The sequence below is a fragment of the Marinomonas phaeophyticola genome (assembly GCF_026966905.1).
GTDB lineage: Bacteria > Pseudomonadota > Gammaproteobacteria > Pseudomonadales > Marinomonadaceae > Marinomonas > Marinomonas phaeophyticola.
Window position 1 is genome coordinate 176,351 of record NZ_JAPUBN010000018.1, and the last position, 26,497, is coordinate 202,847.

The window sequence follows — 26,497 nt, forward strand, 5'->3', positions numbered from 1 at the left end:
TTTATTCGATGAATAGGCACAGCACACGATAAAATTTCTATTGATATTAAAAAGGGTAAGTAAAAGCGTTCGTCAATAAAGCCGTCGTCGATAATGTCAACAATCGATGAGCTTTCATAATGAGCTCGTGAGTTTTTATCGTTTTACTTAACGATGAACTACTCACTTAATACGCTCATCATAATCATCTTAAAGGAAGGCTTTATGACCCAAATATCTCGTGACTCCTTTGGAAGTGCCGCATTGGTGAACCCTGTTGCAGAAGAAACATTACAGGCGGCTCAAAAATACCGTTTAGCCAGAGTAAAACAACAACTTGTGGAGCATGATTGCGGCGCGATCTTGTTGTACGATCCTGTCAATATTCGCTATGCAACAGACAGTTCCAATATGCAAGTGTGGACTTTGCACAATTTTGCTCGCTACACCCTAGTCTTTGCGGAAGGGCCAGTGATTCATTGGGAGTTTCATAATTGTGAACATTTACTCTCCGGCAACCAACAAATTGATGAAATTCGTACAGCCATCAATTGGAGTTTTTTTGGCGCGGGCTCACGCATTGACGAAAGAGTAAAGCTATGGGCCGAGGAAATTGCGCATCTTATAACCCAGCACAGCCCTGATAATCGTCGCTTAGCTTTAGATAAAGCCGATATTGAAGGTATTGATTGCCTTAGAGAAAAAGGCCTTCGTGTCGTGGAAGGTCATAGCTTAATGGAGCAGGCTCGCAAAATTAAATCCGCGGCTGAGATTGCACTAATGCAGTGGACTATTCAAGTCTGTGAGAAAGGCATTCAGCGAATGTACGATGAACTGAAGCCAGGTATGACAGAAAATGCATTATGGGCTTGGTTACATTACGAGAACATTCGTCATGGAGGTGAATGGATAGAAACCCGGCTGTTATCAAGTGGACCAAGAACCAATCCCTGGATGCAAGAATCGAGCAATCGCATCATGCAAACAGGTGAAATCCTGTCATTCGACACAGATCTCATAGGGCCTTATGGGTATTGTGCTGATATTTCTCGAGCATGGACGGTTGGTCACGTGCCACCGACACCAGAACAGCGTCACATTTATCAGTTAGCCTATGAGCAGGTTCAATATAATATGAGCCTATTAAAAGCAGGGCTTTCTTATAAAGAGTTTTCCCAGAAAGCATGGAAAATTCCAGCTGAATATTATCCAAACCGATATTGCTGCCTTGCTCATGGTATCGGCTTGGCGGATGAGTATCCGGCCATTGCTCATCAAGGCAACGATTGGAACAGCTCTGGTTACGACGGCCTATTCGAAGAAAATATGGTAGTTTGTGTCGAAAGTTACATTGGCGCCAAAGATGGACGGGAAGGCATCAAGTTAGAGCAACAAGTTTTAATAACAAAAGACGGTATTATTGAATTGTCGACCTATCCATGGGAAGAGAACTGGTTGTAAAACTCATGCCTACCTAAACATTGCCGTTAGGTAGGCATGATACTTTTGGCCAAATTTTGCATCATGCTTCATAGGCTAGATTGATGACAACCTTCACCTTCTGATCATTAAAATTCTTCATTATCAGCCCTCTTGTTCAGCTAATCCCCTATTCTCGAAGAGCCTGTTCTACCTCTACTCAAAACCTCTATTATAGAATTCATTACATTTACTCATAAGCATCTAACCAAAAAGTCGTTTGATACAGATCAGGCTTTTCAACAATATTGTTTGCTCTTTTTAACGAACTCAACCCTAACAAAAGGAGCTAGAAATCATTTAAAGCGTCATTGACACGCCTCTAAAGCTTAAGTCGATCTAAAATAACAACAATGGAGACACATAATGAAAATTAATAGTGGGATGTTTCGCGGTATTGACCCTACCGTGACCTTGATCTCAAAAGTGCTAATTATTGGCTTTGTCATAGTTTGCGCCATACTTGCAGAAGAAGCTGGAGCCTTATTTACTCAGGTCTCAGCCGCCATATTGTATAACTTTAAATGGTTTTATCTTATTACGGCCTCAGCCATACTGGTTTTCTTGCTGTATTTAATGGTCAGTCGATATGGCAATATTAAATTAGGAACCGATGATGAAAAGCCAGAGTTTAGTTTAGGTTCTTGGTTATCCATGTTGTTCAGTGCAGGCATGGGAATTGGGCTACTCTTTTGGTCTGTTGCCGAACCTATGTGGCATTATGCAGGCAACCCCTTCTCTGAAACCCCTTTAAGTAATGAATCCGCGCAGACAGCCATAAGATTAAGTTTTTTCCATTGGGGACTGCACCCTTGGGCTCTCTATATTATGACCGCTCTTGGGCTCGCTTATTTTTCTTATCGTAAAGGGAAACCGCTTACTATTCGCTCGGCACTCATTCCTTTATTTGGAGAAAAGCGACTTGACGGATGGTTAGGCAACACCATCGATATTCTCATTGTCACCATTACCGCCTTTGGTATTGCTACCTCGTTTGGACTAGGCGTAATACAAATGAGTACCGGTATGGAGTTACTCTTTGGTGTTAAAATCACCATCGCCAATCAAATTATTATGATTGCCATCATTTCTTTTATTGCCATCCTCTCGGTCATTTCAGGTGTTGGCAAAGGGATAAAAATTCTCTCCGTTTGGAATATGATTCTTTCTGCTGTCATTCTAGCAGGCGTACTTTTATTTGGTCCTACACGCTATATTTTGCATATTTACTTAGAAGGGACAGCAGACTACGTGCAAAATGTTATTGGCTTAAGTCTATGGAGTGATACTCAAGAAGATTCGCAATGGCAGAACTGGTGGACCGCATTCTATTGGGCGTGGTGGCTTACTTGGGCTCCATTTGTCGGTATGTTTATTGCTCGAATTTCTCGTGGTAGAACCATTCGTGAACTGATTGGCGGTGCCCTTATCGTTCCCACCTTATTTGGCTTCTTATGGATAGCCACACTTGGTGGCGCCGCTATGCATTACGAGAATGAAGATAAGCAAAACCATCAAACTCAAGTCACTGAACAACAACTCACGGGAGAGGCGGCCGCTTTTACTGGAGGCGATATACTAACAGCAACAAAAGCCGACTCTACTCAAGCTATTTTCACCCTCTTCGAAAAAATAGAAATCGATTCAGGTGTTAATATTGCGACTATATTCAGTGCATTAGCGACCTTTTTGTTGGTCACATACTTTGTTACTTCTGCCGATTCAGGTACTTTAGTTCTTTGCACATTAAGCTCTCATGGAAGCTTAGAACCACCTAGAGCCAGTAGAATTATTTGGGGGCTGACGGTTGGTATTATTGCCGCAGGATTATTATGGGCTGGGGGTCTAAAAACGGTCCAAACGGCGACTATTTGTGCGGCGTTACCAGCTGCGTTCCTTGTTATTATGATGGCACTTGCAATACATAAAGCATTACGCAAGGAAGTAGTACATGCTATAAACTCATAACATATCCATGTCGTTCATATGAACAAAAAAAGAACGCTAAGGATGACTTAGCGTTCTTTTTGCTCTTGTTTCTTTACATTTAATTTGAGTACTATCTTATGCGCATGAAGCCCTTACCACCATTAAATAGTCTGGTTGCTTTTGAAGCCGCCGCCCGTTACTTGAGCTTTACTCAAGCGGCAGCAGAACTTAACGTCACCCAAGGCGCTATTAGTAGGCAAATCAAGCATCTTGAAGATTACCTGGGTCGAGCCCTGTTTATTAGAGATAAGCGCAGTTTAATTTTAACGCCTACGGGCAATGAGTATTATCAAAGCATCGAGCCCGCATTATTAAGCATATCGGCAACCACAAGCAATATTATCCAATGGCAAGGAGAGCAGCAGGTTACTGTAATGACAACCAATGCCATGGCGTCTTTTTGGTTATTACCTAGATTCAGTGAATTTCAGGCCGCTCACCCAGAGATTGATCTACGCATTCTTGCCGTCGACTCTATTAGAGGTATTCGCAACAGTGAGTTTGATATTGCACTATTCTATTGTCGTACTCCTCCCCAAGGTTTAGATGCAACGCCTTTGTTTAGTGAAACCGTCTTTCCTGTTTGTAGTCCTCGCTATTTACAACAGCACCCTGAGATAGCCGATCCAAATAAGATCAGTCATGGTACTTTGTTGTCTTTGGATATAAGCGAAGATTGGGTCACCTGGTCTGACTGGTTTAGACAAACCAATATTACGCCAACGGCCGGTACAGGGCGAAAATTGAATATCAACAATTATCTTTTAGTGATTCAGGCGGCGTTGAATGGTCAAGGGCTCGCTTTAGGCTGGTCAAACTTAGTCGATGATTATCTTGCCAGTGGATTATTAGTGTGCCCTGTCGATTTAACCATGAAGACACAATCACAGTTTTATATGTTGCAACCACCGCAAATTTTTAGACAAAAGAAGGGCGTTGAATGTTTTCGAAAGTGGTTGGTATCCATCATGGAAGAAGCGGAAGCCAAAACTTGGCCTTGAATAGCCTGAAAAAGACACAGCAAACGTCTTACCTACTACAGAGTAAACTCGACTAACGAGTTAAATTCACCTATCTTTTAATATAGCTTAATACAAAAAACATATTAAAGATAAAAGCATGCGATTTAGAAAACTTCATTATTTTGTTACCGTCGCTGAAGAGCTCCATTTTGGTAGAGCCGCTCAGCGTTTACATATTTCTCAACCCCCGCTGTCTCAGCAAATCAAAAGTTTAGAAGACGAACTTGAAGCCACATTATTTGATCGAACGAGCCAGCGAGTCACCCTCACTAAAGCTGGTGAGGCCCTGTTACCCCAAGCAAAAAGTTTGCTGCAAATGTGGCAAAATACTCAAGAGCAAGTAAAAGCCGTCTCTAAAGGCGAAGAAGGTAATTTGTCCGTTGGATTTATTTGGGCAACAGGAACGCCGCACTTTTCAAAAGGTATTGGTGACTTTAAAAAGAAATACGCTAAAGCAACGCTTAATTTAGAGAGTATGAGTACCGTCGATGCGTTACAGGGATTAGCCTTAGATAAAATCGATCTCGCCTTTGTCTTTTTAAATCCCAGTGTTGACGTTTCTCTCTTTAAAAATTGTCACTACGAACACCAAGATAACCTCTTAGCATTACATGAAGACCACCCCCTCTCGAATAAAACCGAAGTCTCATTATCTGACTTAAAGGGAGAATCTTTTATTATGTTCGCTAGATCATCTCACCCTTCTCTCTACGATCAAATAATGAATAGCTTACATGCGGCCAGTGTACAGCCGAATATTGTGCAAATTGCGAAGGTGACACAAACAACACGGACCTTAGTCGCCGCGGGCGTTGGGATTGCCATTGTGCCTGAATCAACCCAGTACGATCAACGTGAGGGACTCGTTTATCGACCGATTACAGACAAGTTACCTGACCTTGAAATACACATGGTTTGGAAAGCGGAAAGGGAAACACCGTTAATGCTGCGTTTTATGGAGCACATGCTAGAGCATGTAAACGAGCGACATTAGATATAAAAATGCCCGCTCACTCAAGGAGTCAGCGGGCATTGAGTGAACCACAAAAATACCATTCGTGGCTCTTTCGATAGAACGCTATTTAGCGGCCATGTATCTTTCGTCTAAAGACGCTTCACAGGCATCAACGGCGCTTTGAGTGATGTCCATCCATTTCGCACCGTATTCGTTTTTGAACCAGTCACGTACAGGTAGCGCGGCTTCTTGGAAGAGTTTCTTTTCAGCTGCTGTTGGTGCGTAAATGGTACCACCGCCAGCTTTAAACGCATTATAAGCTTCGATTTGACGACGTTTAGGCATAACCGTGGTCACCATTCTCAAAGAGTCAAAACCATCTGACATGATTTTTTGTAAGTCTTCAGGCATTTCACTGAAGGCGTCATCGTTCATCCACCACATAGATCCCATGTAAGCATGGCCATCCAATGTCATGTATTTGATGTGTTCGTTAAACTTCATGCCCATGATATCCGTGATACCATTTTTAGTACCCGCCACCAGACCTGTCGCTAACGATGTGTACACCTCAGGCCATGGCACGGCCGTTGGGCTACCACCCATTGCACGAACTAGCTCCATTTGAATCGGAGAATTAATCGTACGAATTTTGGCACCTTTAACGTCTGCAGGTGTTTTAATTTGACGATCCGTTGTCGCAAAGTTACGCCAGCCACCCGTATTACCAATGGTCATAAGGCGCATAGAGCCTGTACGGTCTAGCAATTCTTTACGAATGGAGCCAGCAAGTAATTCGCTGTCTAACGCACATTCAGCAATACGATCACTTGGGAACATATAAGGAATATCAAGGGCTTGGATTTCAGGGAAAACACTAGAAAGTCCTCCCGTTGTCGTATTGAACACTTGAATTAGGTTCGCTTGTAGCGCTTCAATACATTCAGTACCGTTACCACACAACTGACCACCAGAATAAATAGTCACCTCAATACGACCATTTGATTGAGCTTCAACATAGTCCTTTAAAACCAAAGCACCATCATAATCTTCATCACTTGTATTTGATAAATGGACAACATTGATATTAAAGTCAGCCGCCATTGCTGGTAAAGAAGCAGCCGCAATACCTGCTGCTAATAGAGTCGGTGCTAACGTCGTTAACGTGGTTTTTAAGAGATTGTTTTTTTTCATTATTATGAAGCTCCGTTATTATTTTGTAACGCTAATCTGAACTTATACAAGCTGAACAAAGTAGCATAAGTGCATCTAATCATTCTTTTTCAACTGGTTTCATGTGTATTTACCAATACTCATGATGATTTCATATGTATTTTATATCTTACATAAGACCTGAAACACAACCAAAGAGTCACATTTTTTTCACTTTTTTACATATCTCGCCTTTTATTAAGCGATTTTATTTACTCTAAATTTAGCTCATAAAACATTTTTATGCAGATAAAGTTAAAAATAATAGGATGGTTTAGTCTTCATGTAAGCAATTTAGCCCTCACCATTAGTTGGCACAACAATTGAATTAATCTCTCCACCAGTAAGGTTTAAGCACTACCTTTAGATGCCTGGGAAGCCATTTTTCACCAATACGCCCAATTATAGAGCAAGCTTTTTTCATGGTCGCCATTATGGTGCACTTGCTCACCAAAGGAGTCTATGTCTGATTTTTATTGGTTACTTATCACATCTTCCCTTGTATTTATGATGCAAGCCGGCTTTTTATGTTTAGAAAGTGGTCGTATTCGTAGCAAAAATAGTATCAATGTCGCTGCCAAAAACATTTCAGACTTTATTCTTTCCACAACGTTATTTTGGCTTTTTGGCTTTGGTATCATGTTTGGGGATTCTGTTGCCGGCCTATTTGGTGGTACTGATTTCTTCTTTAGTGAACATCATTCTGCTTGGGAGGTAAGCTTTTTTCTTTTCCAAATGATGTTTTGTGGCACAGCCGCGACCCTCACTTCGGGAGCGGTAGCCGAACGCATGACCTTTTTAGGTTACATCGCCATTACCCTCGTATTGAGCTCAATCATTTACCCTGTAGTGGGACATTGGTCCTGGGCAAGTGCGTATAGCGCTCAAAATTCCCCTGGTTGGCTTGAATCTCTTGGTTTTATCGACTTTGCTGGTGCAACCGTGGTGCACTCGGTTGGCGGCTGGATCGCTTTAGTTTCAGTGATTATTATCGGCCCCAGATTAGGGCGGTTTGAAGAAGGGATACGATTACCACCAGGAAACAACTTACCTCTATCCGCGTTAGGTACCCTACTGATTTGGTTTGGTTGGTTTGGTTTTAATGGAGGCAGCACGTTAACGCTCAATAATGATGTGCCAATGATCATTCTAAACACCTTTATTTCCGCCGCGTGGGGGGGCTTATTGCCGCAGGTATTCATTACTTCCGAGATGGCTATATGGAAGTTGGGTTTATTATGAATGGCTCTATCGCAGGCTTAGTGGGAATTACCGCCGCTTGTCATATTGTTTCTCCTGGTGATGCCATCATTATTGGTGCGATTTCTGGCGCTATCATGTATTACGGTAGTTTATTACTAGAGAAATGGAGAATAGACGATGCTCTAGATGTCGTCCCTGTCCACTTATTTGCCGGTATATGGGGTACCTTAAGCGTTGCATTGTTCGGCCAAACAGAAAAAATTAATAATGGCCTCAGCTTTGTTGAGCAATTGGGAGTGCAATCTCTCGCGGTCATCAGCATCGGCTTGTACTGCTTCCTAGTAGGCTATGTGGCGATCAAGTTAATAGATCGCGTTATTCCATTACGCGCCACTAAAGAGCAAGAAGAACAAGGGTTAAATGTAGCGGAACACCGCGCTTCAACGGAATTATTTAATTTACTTTCTTCTATGCAACACCAACAAAGTAATGCTGACTTTTCAAGCCCAGTACCGGAAGAACCTTTTACCGAAGTGGGCCAAATTGCGCGCCAATATAATCAAGTCATAAATAGAGTCAGCTCTGAAATTACCCAACGAGATGAAGCTCTAACCCGTTTTCAAGAAAGTGAAACGCGTAAATCGGCCATCTTAAACTCGTCTATGGATTCAATTGTCTCAATCGATCACCTTGGTATGATTATTGAGTTCAACCCGGCGGCAGAACGCACTTTTGGGTGTCTCAAAAAACAAGTTGAAGGTAAAAGCTTTATTGAACTGTTTATTTTACAAGAAGACCAAGCTGTCATTCTTGCCAGCCTCAAGTCTGGATTTTCTACCTCTGGAGGGTTGATTCTAAATCGACGAAACCCGTTCCACTTACAAAGAGACCCAAATCATCATTTCCCAGCCGAAATTACCATTACTAAAGCCAACTATGAATCATCACTAAGAAATGAATACACGTTACATATTCGAGATATGTCTCAACCGATAAAATTACAAGAAAGACTCAAGTTTTTAGCTTATAGGGATCCACTTACTCATTTGTATAATCGTACCTATTTAATGGACAAGCTAGTCAATACGCTACTTCTTGCATCTAAGAAAAAAAGCAACGTCGGTTTACTCTTTTTAGACTTAGATAACTTCAAAATCATCAATGACACATTGGGTCATAAAGCGGGTGATGAGCTCCTATGTGAAGTCGCAAACAGACTCATCTCGGTATCAAAAGAATCCGATATTATTGCTCGCTGGGGAGGTGATGAATTTGTCATCATGATGCAGGAAGAAGTAACAGATCACCAATTAAAGTATCGATCCCAGCAAGTTTTAGATGCCATGAGAAAGCCTGTCACTCTTAATAATCAGTCATTAACCATACCAACGAGTATTGGCGTCTCACTGTCAAACAACCAGGAGATTGATGCCGAGAAACTGATTCAACAGGCCGATATCGCCATGTATTGCGCCAAAGACAAAGGCCGAGATAATGCACAATTTTTTACCTCTTCTATGGCGAATACAGTGAATACCAAGTTCGAACTTGATAAAGAAATCAAAGAAGCACTGTCTTCTGATCAATTTTACCTGGTGTTCCAACCAAAAGTCTTTATGACTAAAGACAATATATTAGGGCTAGAGGCCTTAATTCGTTGGCAGCACCCAATTAAAGGCTTTATTTTGCCTTCCGACTTTATTCCTGTCGCAGAAGAGTCTCGTCTCATTATTAAAATTGATGAATGGGTTATCACTCAAGCGCTAAAGCAGCTATTTGAATGGCGTCAACAGGGCGTAGATATTGTACCTGTTGCCATTAACCTCTCTGGACGACATCTCGTGTCCGACTCACTGGTCCCCTTTATTTCGGAATGGTTAAAGTTTTATAACCTGGAGGGGCATTTTTTAGAAATTGAAATAACGGAAGGTGTGCTACTACACGATATTGAACGCTGTATCGAGGTTATGAGGGACTTAAAAGCCCTAAACATACAAATTTCAGTGGATGATTTTGGCACGGGATACTCCTCTCTCAGTTATTTAAAACGCCTCCCTCTTGATGTTTTGAAAATTGATCAATCTTTTGTGGAAGAATGCGCCAGTCATGCTGAAGACGCAAAAATTTGTGGCACCATATTAAATTTAGCCCAAAATTTAGATTTAACGGCCGTGGCTGAAGGGGTGGAAACCAGCCAGCAAGTAGACACGTTAAAATCGCTTGGATGCCAAATATTCCAAGGCTATTATTTTTATAAGCCCATGCCAAGTGAGGTCATAACCCGTTTACTCAGCGATTCAAACATACATGCTTACCATAAGCCATGAGCACGCGAATAAAATCATACTGCCGTAACAAGTAAGCTCGTTACATTACAATAACATTGCCCTTTAGGGCGAACGTCTGCAATACTCTCCTTTCTGTCAAATAAGCAATTGCATATAATTGCAGAATTGTTACTGTGTTTTCTGTATTCTAAAACAATAGGTTACCTCTCTTTCTTATAAGGCGTTCCATGACTCAAGAAAACCGACCATCACCACAATTCAAACCTCTTTACGAGCAAGTTAAAGAGCTCATTATTGAGCGTATTGTCGGAGGAGTATGGAAACCGGGAGAAGTATTACCAAGTGAGTTTCAATTAGCGGATATGCTGAACGTCAGCCAAGGCACTGTCAGAAAGGCACTCAATACACTCACCGAAGAAAACGTTGTCTTTCGGCGTCAAGGCGTTGGAACCTTTGTCTCTAAACATACCTTACAAGAAATGCTTTTTCACTTTTTCCGTTTTAAGCACCATCTCGGAGAAAGTGCCGACCTACCAACAGCAGATATAATCGACCTACAAATTATGGGGGCAGAACCAAAAGTAGCACTGGCCTTAAACCTAGCAAGTGATGATAAAGTCATACGTTTACATAGGGTGAGAATCATTAATGGCGACCCTTGTATTAGAGAGCTGATTTATTTACCCCATCATTATTTTGGGGATTTACATCTAGAAGCGGCACTGCCCCATGCTCTTTATAATTTTTATCAAAATACGTTTAATATTACGATTCATAACGCTGTAGACTCCATCACGGCAGACCTAAGTAATGCAACTGACGCCAAATTGCTCAATATTGAGGTTGGCCAACCTTTGCTAGAAGTCGCACGAGTTGCCACCGCACTGGATGGTCGCTTAGTGGAATACAGTATTAGCCGTGCACACAGCAAAAATCTCCACTATGAAGTCAAAATAACTTAATGATTCCTCGATTACTCGCCTCGATCGTATGACCCATGGCTTCTATTATTGGCTCCGACAACCTGCACTTATTATACCTTTTGACCATGACTTAACGCTCAGCAAAGGCTAGCTTTGCCGCTAACATGGCAAATGTTGCTGAAAAAGCACGTTGTACATATTTCATTATCTTGGGAGAACGTACAACATATGTGCTGACACTGTTAGCTAACAAGCCATAAAAAATGAAAACAAACAAAGTCATAGCCATGAAAACGACACCTAAAACAAGCATATTTATTAAAGGCGATTCGGCTTGTGCAGGGACAAACTGAGGAAGAAAAGCCAAGAAAAATACCGACAATTTTGGGTTTAGAATGTTGATAAGGAACCCTTTGGTGCCAACCGCGAGCATACTGGCTTTATCACCGTTATCGTCTAGAACTAATCCGCCAGTTTCTTTCCACATACCCCACGCTAGATAGAGTAAATACGCAACACCTATAAATTTTATGATTTGGAATAGTAATGCACTGGTATGGATCACCGCCGCCAATCCCAAGATACAGGCCAGTAGTGAAGGAATGATGCCAGCGGTACACCCAAACGCGGCAAATGTACTTGCACGCGCGTTCTGCAAAAGGCCTATTGAAATGGTATAAATAACGCCTGTACCAGGAAGTAAAACAACGATTAGGGAGGTAATTAAAAATTCGGTGCTAATCATATGGACTCCTTGATTGAGTGGGGGCGCCTAAAGAACCGGCGGTGAAACCGTCCGGTTGCTTGCTTTGTGATATTTTATATTCGCTACAAGGTACAATGCTTTTTTATTTATGCAAAGGATTAAAAGTGAAAAGATTTGCCTTCGTGAGCGATGCGGCTGAACGCGAATACAAGGCGTTACCTGAAGATATCCAGGATGAGTTCGGAAAGGACTTAAGGCGAATCCAGTATGGACAAGATCCAGCGCTGACAATTGAGCATTTAAATAGTGTTGGGGCGGGTGTTGTAGAGCTGAAAATTAACGGCATTGAAGAATCAGATAGAAAAAGTAGATTCAAAACTACAAAAACTGATTGAAGAATGTGATGAACACAAAGCCAAGAATGACATTATTCAAAGTGTGCCCGGTGTTGGAAATGTGGTTGCGTTTAACCTACTCAGCGACATGCCAGAGCTCGGCTATGTAAACAATAAAGAAGCTGCACCCTTAGTTGGCGTAGCGCCATTTAATCGAGAGAGTGGAGCTTATCAAGGCAAACGAATGCTACGTGGAGGAAGACCTAAAATCAGAACAGCAATGTATATGGCAATGATGTCAGCGATTCAATGTAACCCGAAATTCAAAGAGTTTTATCATCGAATGGTCGCGGCTGGAAAACCTAAAAAGGTCGCTATTATTGCCTGTATCAGAAAGCTCGTAGTGATCATAAATTCGATGGTGAGAGATGGTGTCATGTGGGATCCTAAAATGGTTTAACATTAGGAATTGACACCATAGTCACTTGTTATACCTCTTTTATTAAGAGTTCAGAGTTCTTCTTAACAACTCCATTAAACTTAATACCTACTTCCCCATCAGAAATTTCATCAACATTTTTATCATCAACTTTTAGCGACGATATTTGTATTTTATTGAAAACACCATTTTTGTTTATAAATACATCCATTCCTTTAGTCAACTTTGTTTCCTGTAAATTTACAATAGCCACTTGGCCTGACATAAAGAATTCAGCTGGTTTACCTAGGGAAATTAAATTAGTCGGTTTAGGTTCAATTAGACCATGCTCAAATAAATTTTCACGTACCTCTTCTTTGGTAAGAACGCCATTTTCGATCTGTTCATAAGCTTTATATAAACTGTATGTCGTTATTAATCCGCGCTTATCTAATCGTGCGTCATTTATTTGATTTTCCGTGAAGGGAGGGTTACATCGTGATTCTGGTGGCGTGTATCGTTGATGATTTACAATGTATAACCCAAAAACATCAAACTTACCTCTTTGCTCTGCTCGTCGATAACGTATTTTACTAATTTGGGAGCAATCTTTATCTGTCGAAGTACCACCAATTCCTTTTATTTCCACAACCAAAAATCTATCACCACAATCTACTTGAATATCCTCTTCGAGTATTTCAGGGTTAGTATCATCAAAATTTATAACACTAGGGAAGCCTAGCCATTTCAAATAATGTTCTACAGCAGAAACTAAGTTATCTCCTGATTCGGAAATCAAGTCTCTTAAAAACTTAAATTCATCCTTTAGCTCTAAAATAGCATTTTCATTATTGAGGACTGCCTTGCTATATTGCTTTTCAATTTCCGTTCTTTCTTCAATTAATTTAGCTTCTCCTGGCAATAAATAGTCACCATTATCAAGCCAACCAAATTGACCATGAAAAGGAAATATATTTGGAAACATTTCGGATAAGTGATTATTAAAGAGCTCTAATAAAAAGCCTTTTTTATCTTTAATATCAGGAAATACAAGAACAGCTCCTTTGGAGTGTGCATGATAAAAGGAAATTATTTCATCATCATTGTTTACCAATAGTGGAATGAAATTATTATCTTTTTCTTGTTTACGGTTATCCCAATGAGTCGGGTGATGAAAAGCGATTTCATATGCTGCATCTTTAGAATACTTTAACAGAAGAGGAGTTAGCTTAGTTTCCTTTTCTGGTGCTTTCATTTTTAGGCCAGATTTATTATAACAGTATGGAAATCCATCATAAAAACATGTGTTAGTTAATTCATGCTGTTTAGTGATTCTATTTTCATAAGAACCTATCTCAACTTCTTGATAATGAACACTCTCATTTTTGTCTGCAAAAATGATGATAATAGATTCTTTTTTTAAGATCTCGTTTATGTCTTTGGATAAAATACTAGTAGCGTAAGGTCTTGGGTTAAATACCTTTTCCGGAAAAGCACTCAGCAAAGCGTATGTGGCCTTACCAGTTACGTTATCCAAAGAAACTTGGTTATCTTCATAATCAGCCTCTTCGAAATAAGACATATTAAAAGCAAGAATATCGTACTCATGGATATTTACTGGGGATGATGAATTTAAGCTTAAAAAATGCTGTTGATTTCTTTGATTATTTGGAACCCTTACTAACTTCCCTAAAGTTCCTTCGCTACAGCTATATGAAGCCCCCTTTAACGTTTCGGTAATATCATCTTCAAAATCAAACAAGCATATTTGAGGGGAATCATGAATAACTTGCTCCTGTGGTTCAATGAATTCTTTAGTATCACTACTAACAGAGTCTTCATGTTTTTTTCGTCGAAACATCAACTATCCTTTTGAGAGGTATAACGCCCGCATTTGCGGCTGGTTTGGAGCGCAGCGGAAAACCAATCCGGCAACATGCGCTTGTTAGGCGGAATCACCACCGAGGAAATCTCAGCGTGTGCCGTACATGAAACCCATAGTATGGAAACTGCTCTTGATACCAAACAATCATTTCACGACAAAAACTTTTAAACTTTTCATCATTCCAAATGAGCTTCATTTCTTTTTGAGACAGTCGCAGACTTTTATCTTCCTGGTGTTTTGAGCTAAAAACACGACCTGTATAAGGGTTTAGTTTAGGCCACGCTTTATTTTGACTTTTGTAATGCCCGTGAGGCACAGACGGGTAAGAGTCTGGATCTGCCTTTGTAAAGACCCATATGTTTAGACAGAGAAACTTTAGCCAATTATCTTCATTTCCCGTAGGGAATTTTTCCCCCGAATCACTCTTAACTACGAAAGCGTCGTTCATCGTATCACAGCGTTCTCGATTATTATCGAGCTCCTCTTCTTGATGTTCTGACCTTGGATCTTCGTCATCAATCTCGCCTGATAACCAGAGCGCAACATCAACACGCTCTCGGTATTCGTCGTGTCCAATATATCCAAGCTCATAATGAAATTGAGCCAGAGTTATAAGAGTGTTCTGCATACCTATCCTTGCACCTAACTACTAAGCGGTTATACAGTGGCGAAGCCATGGCTATAACCGTCTGTTGAACGGCCGCTTTATTTATAGGGAATTTGCTTTTTCAAGATTGGCGACGTCCCTGTTTAAATCGCGGTGTTTTTTTGTACTCTTCAAAGGTTTCTTTTAAAAACCCTTCGTGTTTTTAGATTTTTTCATATTGCTGCCTAATACTTTTACTCGAATTCTAAGTATTAGGCAAGTAAGAGCCCTCAGGTCTCACTACCTGATATTTTTTCCCTTGTCATGACTTAATCCATTCTTTTCTAACTGCTATTTAACCTCAACTGAGTATCATGGTTGTTATCTCCTAGATAAACTCCCTTTGATTCACCACAGGATGGGCATCGGCACCCTGTTAGTGACTCAGTGTGCCATCCAACGTTGCCTTTTCAATCGTCGATAACGCTCCTTGCTCATACGCTTGGCGTGATAGATAGTCCAAAATTTAAACTAGATACATAAAAATCCTACGTCTTTTCTGCGCTGACGACGACAGTGACGCAAGCCGAGAAGGCGTAGGCTTTTGTATTCCAAGGATATTTTGAGCCGCTAGATAGCGTTGTCGGTCTAAAGACGCGACCTACATGTCCTTTAAAAGGTGAACAACCCAGTGGGTGTGATAGATAGTCCACAATTAAACTAGATACATAAAAATCCTACGTTTTTTCTGCGCGGACGACGACAATGACGCAAGCTGAAAAGGCGTAGGCTTTTGTATTCCAAGGGTATTTTGAGATGCTAGATGGCTCTGTCGGTCTAAAGACGCGACCTACATACCCTTTAGAAAATGAACAACCCAGTGGGTGTGATAGATAGTCCACAATTTAAACTAGATACATAAAAATCCTACGTTTTTTCTGCGCGGACGACGACAGTGACGCAAGCCGAGAAGACGTAGGCTTTTGTATTCCAAGGGTATTTTTAGCCGCTGGATTGCGTTGTCGGTCTAAAGACGCGACCTACATGCCCTTTAGAAGATGAACAACCCAGTGGGTGTGATAGATAGTCCGCAATTTGAACTATATACATAAAAAAACCTACACCTTTTCTGCGCGGACGACGACAGTGACGCAAGCTGAAAAGGCGTAGGCTTTTGTATTCCAAGCGGATTTTGAGCCGCTAGATAGCGTTGTCGGTCTAAAGACGCGACCTACATGCCCTAGCAAAATGCTTTCGGTACCGACTTTAATAAGGCTTCCGCCCGCTTAATCAGAGGCAAATCAATCATACAACCATCCACTTTAAACACACCTTTACCCTCAATAGCGGCTTGCTCGGCAGCCTCAAGAATACGCTTTGCTTGGCTAATCTCCTGCTCAGTAGGGGTAAACACTTTATTGAGCACTACTACCTGACCTGGATGTACAGCATAACCGCCCACCGATCCCAAGGATTTACCATATTCAGCCGCTCGTTCCAGTGCCTCAAAGTCACTAAAATTCGCCATTGAAGCCGGTACGACCAAGGGTGATACCCCTGCCGCTCTCGCCGCTTGGATCACGTTATAAGCGGCAGGCCTTAACAGGCTTTCGGTGGCCTTAGTACCCATTTCAGTGGCGTAATCTTCAACACCCAGAGTCAGGGCGACAACTCGCTCGGAAGCTGTAGCGATCTCATAAGCTTGTCGTACTCCAACCGGACTTTCCAACATCGCCACAACCTGAATGGCTCCGGGTTTAAGTCCTCTGACCTGTTCCAACTCAGAGATCAGGCCATCAATGGCCTCAATCTCAGCAGGGGACTGGCAGTTAGCCAGATGTACGGCAGAAACCCCTTCAATTATGCATGCCTCTAAGTCTTTATAGGCATCCAACCAACAAGAATTTATACGCACTGTCACTTGAGTATGGGGTCGTAAATGCTCCACCGCAGCAAATAGAGCGGCTCTGGCCTCATCTTTGCGCTCATGTGCGATACTGGCTTCCAGATCCAAAACGATGGCACTGGCACCCCGCTCAGGGGCTTTGGCTATAAAACGTTCCTCAAGCACAGGAATAAAAAGCAGAGAATTCCACATCAGATAACACCTTGATCCACTAACTCAGACTGCTGAGCTGTACTAAAGCCCAGCTCGGATAAAATCTCACGATTATGCTGCCCCAGAGATGGAGCAGGAGCCCGTACAGCACCAGGTGTTTCACTCAAGCGAGGAAAAACGTTATGCATGGACACCTGCCCCATATCAACATCGGCGAAGTCCTGTAATACCCCTCGACCCCGCACATATTCATGGTTCATCAGATCCGAAATATCACAAATAGGCCCCACGGTGACGCCTGCTTGCTCGTAGTAGTTCAGGTTCTCTTCCAGAGTCCGGGTTGCCATAACCGCCGAGATAATCTCATCCAGCACTTCGGCGTTGTCGATACGAGCTCCAGGGGTGGCAAAACGAGGATCATCCAACAGATCAGGCCGATTTATCGCCTGAGCTAGTTTCTCCCACATGGATTGCATCGACGCTGACATCGCCAGATGTTTACCGTCTTTACAGGGGTAAACATTACGTGGGGCTGCCACATCACTGCGGTTACCCTGGCGCTTGGGCACTTCTCCTGTAACCTGATAGGTCGCTGCCCACGGCCCCAGAATGCCAAATAGCGGTTCAAACAATGACAGATCGACAACCTGTCCCTTAGCTTGACCCGACTTGATCGCCAACAATGCCGCCAAGGTGCCACCAAAGCCTGTCATGCCGGAGACCATATCTGCCAGTGCCAATGGCGGTAGCAGAGGATCACGATCTTCCCAGCCGGTCATAGAAGCAAAGCCCGACATACCTTCAATCAGGGTACCAAAACCCGGTTTATGGGCATAAGGACCTGTTTGCCCCCAACCGGAGATACGGGCAATCACCAGATTCTCCTGATGCTGCCAAAGCTTTTCCGGGCTCAGGCCCCACTTTTCCAAAGTGCCTGGTACGAAGTTTTCCACCAGTACATCGGCGGTTTCCACCAGTTTAAGCAATAAAGCTTTACCCTCATCACTGCGGATATTCAGGGTCAGACTCTTTTTCGAGCGAGCATAAACTTTCCACCAGGTCCCCCCCGCACCAAAGTAACGTAGGTCGTCACCCTTGCCAGGGCGCTCAATTTTGATCACATCAGCACCAAAATCTGCCAGCATATGGGTCATCATGTTACCTGCCGCCAGGCGTGTCATATCCAGCACTCGAATGCCCTCCAGAGGACCTTTAGTGTCAGGTTGATAAGGCGTTATCATGTTTTCTACTCCTTTTGGTTGCTTCCCGCGCGCTTACGGTCTCGAATAAGAATCCAGGCCACCATAGGTGTGGCACATAGTAGGGATAGCGCAAAAACATAGTCAAAAATGGAAGATGGGCTCTGACTTAACAGCACCACGGACTGACGAATCGACAGCTCAATCATGGGTCCCAAAACCAGACCGATAAGAAAACACACCACCGAGATATCCAGCTTGATCATCAGATAACCTAACACGGCAAAGCCCAGCATCAGCCATACTGCAAAAAAACCGCCCTGAGAGACATAGATACCCACCACACAGAGCAATAAAACAACTGGGTAAATCACGTAAGGCGGTACCTTAGTAATCAGAGCAAAAAACTGTAGCCCGGTACGACCGATCAACAGCACCATCACATTAGCCATAATCATGGCGGCAAACAGGCCGTAGATCAGATCCGCATCCCGCTCAAAAATCATTGGTCCCGGGGTCACACCGTGAATCAGAAAAGCCCCCACCAACAAAGCCGCGGTTAAATTGCCAGGAATTCCCAGGGTTAACAGAGGGATCAGGTTAGCTCCTGACACTGCTGAGTTGGCACTCTCTGTAGAAGCAATGCCTTCCAGTGAGCCTTTACCAAACTGTTCCGGCGTTTTAGAGAAACGTTTGGCCGAGGCGTAACTTAAAAAGGCGGCCAGCGTAGTGCCTAGTCCAGGTAATGCACCAATTACTGTACCTATGGCAGCACCGCGAAAAATAGTTTTACGTAAGCCGAAAAACTCTTTCGTTTTTAATTGATCATCACCTTTATGTTGATCATGTAGAGTTGGCTTATGTTTGCCGTAATGTCGACCCTCTTCTAGGCGCATAATAATTTCAGGTACGGCTAAAACACCAATCGCAATGGCAGCCAATGGTAAGCCATCAAACAGCTCAACATAACCAAAGGTGAAACGCGGTGTCGCCGTCTCAGGATCCATCCCCACTGTAGCCAGCAATGCACCAAAAGCGGTCGCAAAAAAACCTTTTGCCAGGGAGTTTCCCGACAGCGAGGCGATTAAGGTCAGTGACAGTATTAGAATCGCCGCTAACTCAACCGGACCCGCTTTCAAAGCAAAAATAGCTAGGGTAGGTGCCAATAAAATCAGCACAATATCTGAGCAGCTATCACCAATCACCGAGGAGTAAAGCGCAGTTTGCAACGCTTTACGTGGCTTACCAGATCTAGCCAATGGATAACCATCCAAGGTGGTGGCTGCCGAATGAGGCTCACCGGGGGTATTTAATAAGATAGCCCCTACCGCACCACCAAAACCGCCGCCTTTCATCACCCCGATCAACATACCAATAGCAGACAGTGGTGACATGGTAAAAGTCAAAGGGATCGCAATAGCAATCGCCATAGGAGCATTCAAACCAGGAATGGCACCAATTATAATGCCCAGCACTACACCCAATGCCACGGATAGTAAGGTTGCCAGAGATAGGGAGTCTAAAATCGCATTAATCATAACGTCCATCAGGCAGCTCCTATGGTAATGGCAGGCTTAAGCCCAACCAGAAAACAGAAAAGATCACCAAGGGCATCACAACCGAGTTAAACAGATAGGCTTTCAGTGGTGCGCCACGGTGAATTGCGGTGAAAGCGATCAAACCCAAAGGAGCTGCTATCAAAAAGCCCCAGTTGGCTTGCCCTGATATATCTCCAATCACCTTCATCAGCAGTAACATTCCAACCCCCGAACCGATACACAATGCTAGATGTGCTAGGTTGGCCAGAGTCAGCTCCTGTGCCTTTCCTGTTTTATCAGATATCTGGTTTGGTGTTTGTTGCAGCGCTGGCTGCTGTCTCGAGCGCTGTGGTATCAGAGCCCAGAAGTTACTCAGCACTAAATAACTACCCAGAATAAGGATCAAGCCACTGAGTACCCGTGGAGCAAAGCTGGGTGGTACGCCAAAGCTACCTCGATCTGAAATCTGTGCCGGTATCCCCCATAACAGCATTAAGCCAGAAAACAAAATCATAACGAGACCAATCCAAGCATCTCTTTTTGATCCTGATAGCTCCCTACGGGGGCTATCAGGTGGTAATGATGCGGAATCGTTATTCACAACTTACTCCTCCGTCGCTTTAAGCAGATGACGGAAGTCCTTTGCTTGCATCTCAAGCTCTGCCTTTAACTCACCTCCGGAAAGAAAGATCTCACGGCCACGGAATTTATTACGCACATAATCAGAGTAAACCGGGGAACGCACGGCACGAGCCATAGCCATCTCTAGCTTTTTACGGGCCTGTTCATCGATATCTTTTGGACCAAAAAATACCGCATAGTTACGAGAGTAAATGTCATAACCCAGGGATTTTAGAGAAGGGATATCAGGATAATCAGGCATCCCTGTCGGTAAAGCAGATGCGACAATTCTTACTGCGCCTTGCTCGTGCATTGGCAATGCATTTGAACCTGAGAAGCTAACATCCACATGTCCACCCAGTACTGCCTGACGGGCACCAGCGCCACCTCGGGTCGGTACGATATTAACCTTCAGCCCCTCTTGCTTGCCGATATAATTCATGATCATACGATCCAGAGGAATAATAGAAGCATAGTTCAGCCATCCGCGCTCTTTTGCGTAGCTGATCATTCCTTTAAAGTCCTTGTAAGGGGCATCAATCGGACTGACAAACACACTACGATAACCATGGGGAGCCGCAATATAGCTAAAATCGTTTAAACCGTGAGCCACATTCCCCAGTAGAGGGTCAAAGGCAAAGGTCGTCGCGACGGCAAAACCTATAGTGTAACCATCTTTGGGTTGCTGGCGAATATAGGCCGCTGCGACACCGCCACCAGCACCGCCTCGGTTGGTAACAATAATTTTCTGGCCTAGGGATTTTTCTAACTCAGAGGCCATTAAACGGGCTGCCGTGTCACTTCCGCCACCGGCTTTAAAACCTACGACCATAGTGATCGGCTTTTCTGGAAACTCAGCCAACGCAGGGGCAGTCATACCAAGAATTAAAGAGGTACCCAGTACACCCTTCATCAATGTCATTAGTTTCATTTTTATTATCCTTCTATCTAATGGGAACGATGCATTAGCTCAGCACCTCACTTCTAAACTATATAGAGTCATCTAGATATAAAGAAATACAATATTAAAATACTAATTATTTTAATTTGAAATAATAGATCGATCTGGTAATTTGAATAAATTAACCAGAGACTAAGGGGAAGTAGAATGGAACTAAAACATATCAAGAGCTTTTTGCGGGTACTGGATCTGGGTAGTTTTTCCCGTGCGGCACGCTCACTTAACATCGCCCAACCCGCATTGAGTCAGCATGTTCGTATCCTAGAGGATCGCTTAGGAATCAAACTACTAAAAAGAAGTCCCAGAGGGGTAAACGCGACACCTGCCGGACAAAAATTTTCCATTCGTGCTCGACAGATTGTAGAGCTAACCAATCAGACACAACGGGAGTTCAGTGCGTCATCTGACACCTTATACGGAGAGGTTAAAATAGGTCTACCGGGGTCGATCTGTCCTATCTTTGTGCCAGAGCTAATCGTCACAGCAAAGAAAAAATACCCAGATATCAAGTTAATCGTTTCCGAATTAATGAGTGGTGATTTAGCCGGCTTACTGCGAGAAGGACGGCTAGATTTGGCCGTATTATTTAACGTCAGTGAAACCGACGATTATTATGCAGAGAGTCTTTTAAGTGAAAACTTACACTTAGTTGGACAGCTCAATGACCCCCTACTGCAAAGCGGCAGTATTGAAGCCAAACAACTGACTCAACTACCCATTGCCTCGACTCGCTCTCCTCATGGTTTGCGTCTGGTTCTGGATCGTTGGGCTAACGATGCCGGCATTAATCTCAATGTTGTATATGAGATGGATACACCCTATGGCCTATTAACAATGGCGTTAGAGGGCCATGCCTACTCCATTCTCTCTCACGCACCAATTCGTAATTATATAGAACATAACCTACTTTCTAGCGTGGCCATCGAGAATCCACCTGTACAACGTAAGATCTGTCTGTGTGAAAGCAAACGCCTAATGACAGATTCACCACGACAAGCCATCCGTGACTTAATGAAGACAATTATGCTCAACATTACTGAGAACGAAGCCTGGCAGTTTGACCGCATCACAGAAAAAGAGTTTTGATCTACACTCTTTCAGCCTGATATTACCGACAGGAATCGCCATCAGCTTAGATAGGATCTAAAACCTCATTAATATCCTTATAAATCATTGAAAATTAATATTTTTATAAAATCACCCACAAAGTTCAAAAGTGGAAAAACGAGCAAGATTCGGTCAGATTAAAAAAAATTATAGGCACACAGTTTATTTAAAATTGTCCACATACCTCTAAGTTGATGCTATTAGCACTATATACATAAAAAAACTACGTCTTTTCTGCGCGGACGACGACAGTGACGCAAGCAGAAAAGGCGTAGGCTTTTGTATTTCAAGGGTATTTTGAGCCGCTAGATAGCGTTGTCGGTCTAAAGACGCGACCTACATGCCCTTTAAAAGGTGAACAACCCAGTGGGTGTGATAGATAGTCCACAATTTGAACTATATACATAAAAAAACCTACGACTTTTCTGCGCTGACGACGACAGTGACGCAAGCAGAAAAGACGTAGGCTTTTGTATTTCAATGGTATTTTGAGCCGCTAGATAGCGTTTGTCGGTCTAAAGACGCGACCTTGCCCTTTAGAAAATGAACAACCAAGTGGGTGTGATAGATAGTCCACAATTTGAACTATATACATAAAAAAACCTACGACTTTTCTGCGCTGACGACGACAGTGACGCAAGCAGAAAAGACGTAGGCTTTTGTATTTAAAGGGTATTTTGAGCCGCTAGATAGCGTTGTCGGTCTAAAGACGCGACCTACATGCCCTTTGGAAGACGGAGTAGCAACCCAATGGATTTCGTACGTCTATGTATCCACTGGGTATGATTACCGTCATCTTGTTCGTCAGCCCTTTTTAAGCGTATTCTTTTGCCAATAACGCGATGGCCTTAGCCGCCATCGGCTTTAGCTGATTATTTTCTGTTTTACTGTAGTCAATGATCTGCTGCTTCATAGAACGGGCCCAAAAGCGCTTTAAGTGCAACGCAACAAAAGCGGCCACTACATTCTCATCGCCTTGGTGCTCATTATTATCCGCTATTTGATTTGCCATGCTGACTAATTGATCTAGCTGAGAATGACCCATAACGCTATTCTCCTTCACCTTGAACTTTTCTATGATAAAAACAATCTATTGAGGCAGCGGCCTTGCGCGTCCTCAATAGGTTGTTAAGAAGACACAATCAATTGATTATGCCGTTTTAAGCGCCTACTTGACTCTGTTTTTTAAGGAACGCTTGCTGCTTTTTATCAAAGGCAACAAAATCTCGCTGCCACTGGGATGGCTGGCTGACTTTTTCGACTTGCACGGCCGTTACCTTATATTCAGGACAGTTGGTCGCCCAATCCGAGTTATCGGTAGTAATGACGTTTGCACCGCTGCCAGGGTGGTGAAAAGTTGTGTAGACCACACCCGCTTGCATGCGCTCACTCACAACAGCACGCAATACGGTATGACCCGCTCGGCTACTAATACCTAACCAATCGCCATCTTTAATGCCTCGCTCTTCTGCATCATGAGGATGCACTTCAAGCACATCTTCATCGTGCCATACTTGATTGTCTGTTCGACGAGTTTGAGCACCCACATTGTACTGCGACAAAATACGTCCCGTTGTCAGTAATAATGGGAAACGACGACTCGCACGCTCTTCAGTCGCAACGTATTCCGTGACCGCAAAATTGCCTTTTCCAATAGGGAAGTCCACTTCATGCATAATAGGCGTGCCCAATGGATGCTCTTCATTACAAGGCCATTGAATACTGCCTTGTTCTTCCAATAGTTGATAGCTGACCCCCGTAAACGAAGGAGTAAGCTGCGCAATTTCATCCATGATTTCAGAAGGATGCTGGTAATCCATTGGGTAACCAAGCGCATTCGATAGCGCCACTGTGACTTCCCAATCTTCTTTGCCTGCCAACGGTGGCATTACTTTACGGACACGATTAATACGACGTTCCGCATTGGTGAAGGTGCCGTTTTTCTCCAAGAAGGTTGAACCCGGTAGAAGAACGTGGGCAAATTTCGCCGTTTCATTTAGGAAAATATCTTGTACAACCAAGCATTCTAATGATTTTAGAGCCGCTTCGACATGATGCGTATTTGGGTCAGACTGAGCAATGTCTTCTCCTTGAACGTACATGCCTTTAAATTGACCTGCGATGGCAGAATCAAACATATTAGGAATACGTAGCCCAGGTTCATTGTCTAACTTAACACCCCAAACCGCTTCAAAATTACCACGCGCCACATCGTCTGAAACGTGTTGGTAACCCGGTAATTCATGCGGGAAAGAGCCCATATCACAGGAACCTTGGACATTATTTTGTCCGCGCAATGGATTCACACCAACGCCTTCGCGGCCAATATTACCCGTAGCTAACGCAAGGTTGGCAATCCCCATTACCATGGTTGAGCCTTGACTGTGCTCCGTCACACCTAAGCCATAAAAAATGGCGCCATTCTTACCTTCAGCATACACCCGTGCCGCACGTCGAACGTCTTCAGCCGCTACACCAGTGATGCTTTCCATCGTTTCAGGAGAGTTAATCGGCTCGCTAATAAAAGAGCGCCAGGCTTGATACGCCTTATCTTCACAGCGTTCATGAATAAAGTCCGTATCCTCTAAGCCTTCCTCAATAATAACGTGCGCGATGGAATTCACTAGCGCAACGTTCGTACCAGGACGCAATGGTAAATGCAAAGCGCCTTTTAAATGAGGAGTTTTCAAAAGATCAATTTTACGAGGGTCCGCAACAATAAGCTTTGCACCTTCACGTAAACGACGACGCATCATAGAACCAAACACAGGGTGTGCATCTGTTGGGTTCGCGCCAATAACCAACATCACATCCGTTTGACGAATGGAATCAAAGGTTTGTGTTCCCGCCGATTCGCCTAGCGTTGTTTTTAACCCGTACCCCGTTGGGCTATGGCAAACACGAGCACAGGTATCGGTATTATTATTACCAAACGCCGCTCGAATCAGTTTTTGAACTAAATAAGTTTCTTCATTCGTACAACGAGATGACGTGATACCGCCGATGCTTTCGCGACCATATTTCGCTTGAATGCCTTTTAGACGAGTCGCGGCAAACGTCAAGGCTTCTTCCCAACTCACCGCACGCCAAGGTTCATCAATCGTGTCGCGAATCATAGGTTCTTTGATGCGGTCTTTATGAGTGGCATAACCAAAGGCAAAGCGCCCTTTCACACAGGAATGACCCTGGTTGGCATCCCCTCCTTTGAAAGGCACCATACGTACCACTTGATCGCCTTTCATTTCCGCTTTGAATGAACAACCCACACCACAGTAAGCACAGGTTGTTACCACACTGTGTTCTGGTTGTCCCATATCAATGATGCTATTTTCGACCAGCGTTGATGTTGGGCAAGCTTGCACACAAGCACCACAGGAAACGCAGTCGGAATCTAAAAAGCTTTCATCCTGTCCCGCGGCCACTTTCGAGTCGAATCCACGCCCATCAATGGTCAAGGCAAAGGTGCCTTGAACCTCTTCGCAGGCACGTACACAACGAGAGCATACAATGCATTTACTTGGGTCAAAGGTAAAATACGGATTCGATGTGTCTTTTTCCGCATCCAGATGATTATGTCCATCAAAACCATAACGCACTTCACGCAGACCCACTGCACCGGCCATATCTTGCAGTTCACAGTCGCCATTAGCCGGGCAGGTTAAGCAGTCCAGCGGATGATCAGAAATATACAGCTCCATGACATTACGACGCAGTTTGGCAATTTTTTCATTTTGCGTTACGACTTTCATGCCCGCGTTAACAGGCGTGGTACAGGATGCAGGGAAACCTCGTCGACCTTCTATTTGTACTGTACATAAACGACAAGAACCAAAGGCTTCCAGATTGTCCGTCGCACACAGCTTTGGAATCGTAATATCGGCAATCGCGGCCGCTCGCATCACGGATGTGCCTTCAGGAACCGTTACCTCAATGCCATCAATTTCTAATGTTACTAATTCTTTAGAAAGGCTAGCGGCCGTTCCGTAATCTTTATTTGGATCACTTTTTGTCGGTTCAAAATAATGCAACATA

The 26,497-nt window shown here is 43.3% G+C and carries 19 protein-coding genes and 2 pseudogenes; 10 read left to right on the forward strand and 11 right to left on the reverse strand.

Annotated elements, in window-relative coordinates; genetic code table 11:
* Positions 1-204 precede the first annotated feature (204 nt).
* The 4 genes from O1D97_RS13710 to O1D97_RS13725 all read left to right on the forward strand — a co-directional run bounded on the left by O1D97_RS13710 (position 205) and on the right by O1D97_RS13725 (position 5,463).
* The gene (locus O1D97_RS13710; RefSeq protein ID WP_269126412.1) at positions 205-1,440 is read left to right on the forward strand and encodes a M24 family metallopeptidase; all 1,236 of its coding nucleotides are present in this window, start codon (positions 205-207) and stop codon (positions 1,438-1,440) included.
* A 384-nt stretch (positions 1,441-1,824) separates the two neighbouring features.
* Positions 1,825-3,426: a BCCT family transporter gene (locus O1D97_RS13715; RefSeq protein ID WP_269126414.1), complete on the forward strand. Its 1,602-nt coding sequence runs from the start codon at positions 1,825-1,827 to the stop codon at positions 3,424-3,426.
* Positions 3,427-3,524: 98 nt separating this feature from the next.
* Positions 3,525-4,448, forward strand: coding sequence for a transcriptional regulator GcvA (gene gcvA / locus O1D97_RS13720; protein WP_269126416.1), 924 nt, complete (start codon positions 3,525-3,527; stop codon positions 4,446-4,448).
* Between the two features lie 118 nt (positions 4,449-4,566).
* Complete coding sequence (locus O1D97_RS13725; RefSeq protein WP_269126418.1) at positions 4,567-5,463, forward strand: LysR family transcriptional regulator; 897 nt, start codon at positions 4,567-4,569, stop codon at positions 5,461-5,463.
* 84 nt (positions 5,464-5,547) lie between these two features.
* On the opposite strand, the gene O1D97_RS13730 is transcribed toward O1D97_RS13725, so the two are convergent.
* Positions 5,548-6,618, reverse strand: a complete 1,071-nt coding sequence (locus O1D97_RS13730) for a TRAP transporter substrate-binding protein (protein WP_269126420.1) — start codon at positions 6,616-6,618, stop codon at positions 5,548-5,550.
* Between the two features lie 528 nt (positions 6,619-7,146).
* Here O1D97_RS13730 and O1D97_RS13735 point away from each other — a divergent pair.
* The 3 genes and pseudogenes from O1D97_RS13735 to O1D97_RS13745 form a co-directional block, all read left to right on the forward strand.
* Positions 7,147-8,789 (forward strand): annotated as a pseudogene (locus O1D97_RS13735) (ammonium transporter); the annotation flags it as partial.
* Positions 8,790-8,906: 117 nt separating this feature from the next.
* Positions 8,907-10,166 carry a putative bifunctional diguanylate cyclase/phosphodiesterase gene (locus O1D97_RS19705; protein WP_341850062.1) on the forward strand — a complete coding sequence of 420 codons (1,260 nt, stop codon included), beginning with the start codon at positions 8,907-8,909 and terminating at the stop codon, positions 10,164-10,166.
* 188 nt (positions 10,167-10,354) lie between these two features.
* Positions 10,355-11,089, forward strand: a complete 735-nt coding sequence (locus O1D97_RS13745; protein ID WP_269126422.1) for a GntR family transcriptional regulator — start codon at positions 10,355-10,357, stop codon at positions 11,087-11,089.
* A 91-nt stretch (positions 11,090-11,180) separates the two neighbouring features.
* Here O1D97_RS13745 and O1D97_RS13750 read toward each other — a convergent pair whose 3' ends face one another.
* On the reverse strand, positions 11,181-11,795 hold the full coding sequence (locus tag O1D97_RS13750; protein WP_269126424.1) for a LysE family translocator: 615 nt from the start codon (positions 11,793-11,795) through the stop codon (positions 11,181-11,183).
* A gap of 95 nt (positions 11,796-11,890) precedes the next feature.
* Between O1D97_RS13750 and O1D97_RS13755 the strand changes: the two genes are divergently transcribed.
* Both O1D97_RS13755 and O1D97_RS13760 read left to right on the forward strand, forming a co-directional pair.
* A complete protein-coding gene (locus O1D97_RS13755; RefSeq protein WP_330221492.1) occupies positions 11,891-12,151 on the forward strand; it encodes a type II toxin-antitoxin system RelE/ParE family toxin in 261 nt (86 codons plus the stop codon).
* Positions 12,093-12,551 (forward strand): annotated as a pseudogene (locus O1D97_RS13760) (transposase); the annotation flags it as partial. The gene O1D97_RS13755 and the pseudogene O1D97_RS13760, both read left to right, overlap by 59 nt.
* A gap of 28 nt (positions 12,552-12,579) precedes the next feature.
* Here the strand turns inward: O1D97_RS13760 and O1D97_RS13765 are convergent.
* The 7 genes from O1D97_RS13765 to O1D97_RS13795 form a co-directional block, all read right to left on the reverse strand.
* Positions 12,580-14,370: a hypothetical protein gene (locus O1D97_RS13765; protein WP_269126428.1), complete on the reverse strand. Its 1,791-nt coding sequence runs from the start codon at positions 14,368-14,370 to the stop codon at positions 12,580-12,582.
* Positions 14,371-14,464: 94 nt separating this feature from the next.
* Positions 14,465-15,022 carry a hypothetical protein gene (locus tag O1D97_RS13770; RefSeq protein ID WP_269126429.1) on the reverse strand — a complete coding sequence of 186 codons (558 nt, stop codon included), beginning with the start codon at positions 15,020-15,022 and terminating at the stop codon, positions 14,465-14,467.
* Between the two features lie 1,198 nt (positions 15,023-16,220).
* Positions 16,221-17,078, reverse strand: a complete 858-nt coding sequence (locus O1D97_RS13775; RefSeq protein ID WP_269126431.1) for an HpcH/HpaI aldolase/citrate lyase family protein — start codon at positions 17,076-17,078, stop codon at positions 16,221-16,223.
* Positions 17,078-18,280: a CaiB/BaiF CoA transferase family protein gene (locus O1D97_RS13780; RefSeq protein WP_269126433.1), complete on the reverse strand. Its 1,203-nt coding sequence runs from the start codon at positions 18,278-18,280 to the stop codon at positions 17,078-17,080. Before O1D97_RS13780 ends, O1D97_RS13775 begins: the two co-directional genes overlap by 1 nt.
* A 5-nt stretch (positions 18,281-18,285) precedes the next feature.
* Complete coding sequence (locus tag O1D97_RS13785; RefSeq protein WP_269126435.1) at positions 18,286-19,785, reverse strand: tripartite tricarboxylate transporter permease; 1,500 nt, start codon at positions 19,783-19,785, stop codon at positions 18,286-18,288.
* Positions 19,786-19,795: 10 nt separating this feature from the next.
* Positions 19,796-20,377, reverse strand: coding sequence for a tripartite tricarboxylate transporter TctB family protein (locus O1D97_RS13790; protein WP_269126437.1), 582 nt, complete (start codon positions 20,375-20,377; stop codon positions 19,796-19,798).
* A gap of 3 nt (positions 20,378-20,380) precedes the next feature.
* Positions 20,381-21,310, reverse strand: a complete 930-nt coding sequence (locus tag O1D97_RS13795) for a tripartite tricarboxylate transporter substrate binding protein (RefSeq protein ID WP_269126439.1) — start codon at positions 21,308-21,310, stop codon at positions 20,381-20,383.
* A 195-nt stretch (positions 21,311-21,505) separates the two neighbouring features.
* On the opposite strand from O1D97_RS13795, the gene O1D97_RS13800 reads away from it, so the two are divergent.
* On the forward strand, positions 21,506-22,444 hold the full coding sequence (locus O1D97_RS13800) for a LysR family transcriptional regulator (protein WP_269126441.1): 939 nt from the start codon (positions 21,506-21,508) through the stop codon (positions 22,442-22,444).
* Positions 22,445-23,279: 835 nt separating this feature from the next.
* Here O1D97_RS13800 and O1D97_RS13805 read toward each other — a convergent pair.
* Positions 23,280-23,510 carry a formate dehydrogenase subunit delta gene (locus O1D97_RS13805; protein WP_269126443.1) on the reverse strand — a complete coding sequence of 77 codons (231 nt, stop codon included), beginning with the start codon at positions 23,508-23,510 and terminating at the stop codon, positions 23,280-23,282.
* A gap of 115 nt (positions 23,511-23,625) precedes the next feature.
* Positions 23,626-26,496 (reverse strand): formate dehydrogenase subunit alpha, encoded by a 2,871-nt coding sequence (fdhF, locus tag O1D97_RS13810; RefSeq protein WP_269126445.1) that lies wholly within the window; start codon positions 26,494-26,496, stop codon positions 23,626-23,628.
* Position 26,497 lies beyond the last annotated feature (1 nt).

Coding starts and splice junctions, on each gene's coding strand:
- O1D97_RS13710 (WP_269126412.1), top strand. CDS start 205: ATGACCCAAATATCTCGTGACTCCTTTGGAAGTGCCGCATTGGTGAAC.
- O1D97_RS13715 (WP_269126414.1), top strand. CDS start 1,825: ATGAAAATTAATAGTGGGATGTTTCGCGGTATTGACCCTACCGTGACC.
- gcvA (WP_269126416.1), top strand. CDS start 3,525: ATGCGCATGAAGCCCTTACCACCATTAAATAGTCTGGTTGCTTTTGAA.
- O1D97_RS13725 (WP_269126418.1), top strand. CDS start 4,567: ATGCGATTTAGAAAACTTCATTATTTTGTTACCGTCGCTGAAGAGCTC.
- O1D97_RS13730 (WP_269126420.1), bottom strand. CDS start 6,618: ATGAAAAAAAACAATCTCTTAAAAACCACGTTAACGACGTTAGCACCG.
- O1D97_RS19705 (WP_341850062.1), top strand. CDS start 8,907: ATGGACAAGCTAGTCAATACGCTACTTCTTGCATCTAAGAAAAAAAGC.
- O1D97_RS13745 (WP_269126422.1), top strand. CDS start 10,355: ATGACTCAAGAAAACCGACCATCACCACAATTCAAACCTCTTTACGAG.
- O1D97_RS13750 (WP_269126424.1), bottom strand. CDS start 11,795: ATGATTAGCACCGAATTTTTAATTACCTCCCTAATCGTTGTTTTACTT.
- O1D97_RS13755 (WP_330221492.1), top strand. CDS start 11,891: ATGCTTTTTTATTTATGCAAAGGATTAAAAGTGAAAAGATTTGCCTTC.
- O1D97_RS13765 (WP_269126428.1), bottom strand. CDS start 14,370: ATGTTTCGACGAAAAAAACATGAAGACTCTGTTAGTAGTGATACTAAA.
- O1D97_RS13770 (WP_269126429.1), bottom strand. CDS start 15,022: ATGCAGAACACTCTTATAACTCTGGCTCAATTTCATTATGAGCTTGGA.
- O1D97_RS13775 (WP_269126431.1), bottom strand. CDS start 17,078: ATGTGGAATTCTCTGCTTTTTATTCCTGTGCTTGAGGAACGTTTTATA.
- O1D97_RS13780 (WP_269126433.1), bottom strand. CDS start 18,280: ATGATAACGCCTTATCAACCTGACACTAAAGGTCCTCTGGAGGGCATT.
- O1D97_RS13785 (WP_269126435.1), bottom strand. CDS start 19,785: ATGGACGTTATGATTAATGCGATTTTAGACTCCCTATCTCTGGCAACC.
- O1D97_RS13795 (WP_269126439.1), bottom strand. CDS start 21,310: ATGAAGGGTGTACTGGGTACCTCTTTAATTCTTGGTATGACTGCCCCT.
- O1D97_RS13800 (WP_269126441.1), top strand. CDS start 21,506: ATGGAACTAAAACATATCAAGAGCTTTTTGCGGGTACTGGATCTGGGT.
- O1D97_RS13805 (WP_269126443.1), bottom strand. CDS start 23,510: ATGGGTCATTCTCAGCTAGATCAATTAGTCAGCATGGCAAATCAAATA.
- fdhF (WP_269126445.1), bottom strand. CDS start 26,496: ATGTTGCATTATTTTGAACCGACAAAAAGTGATCCAAATAAAGATTAC.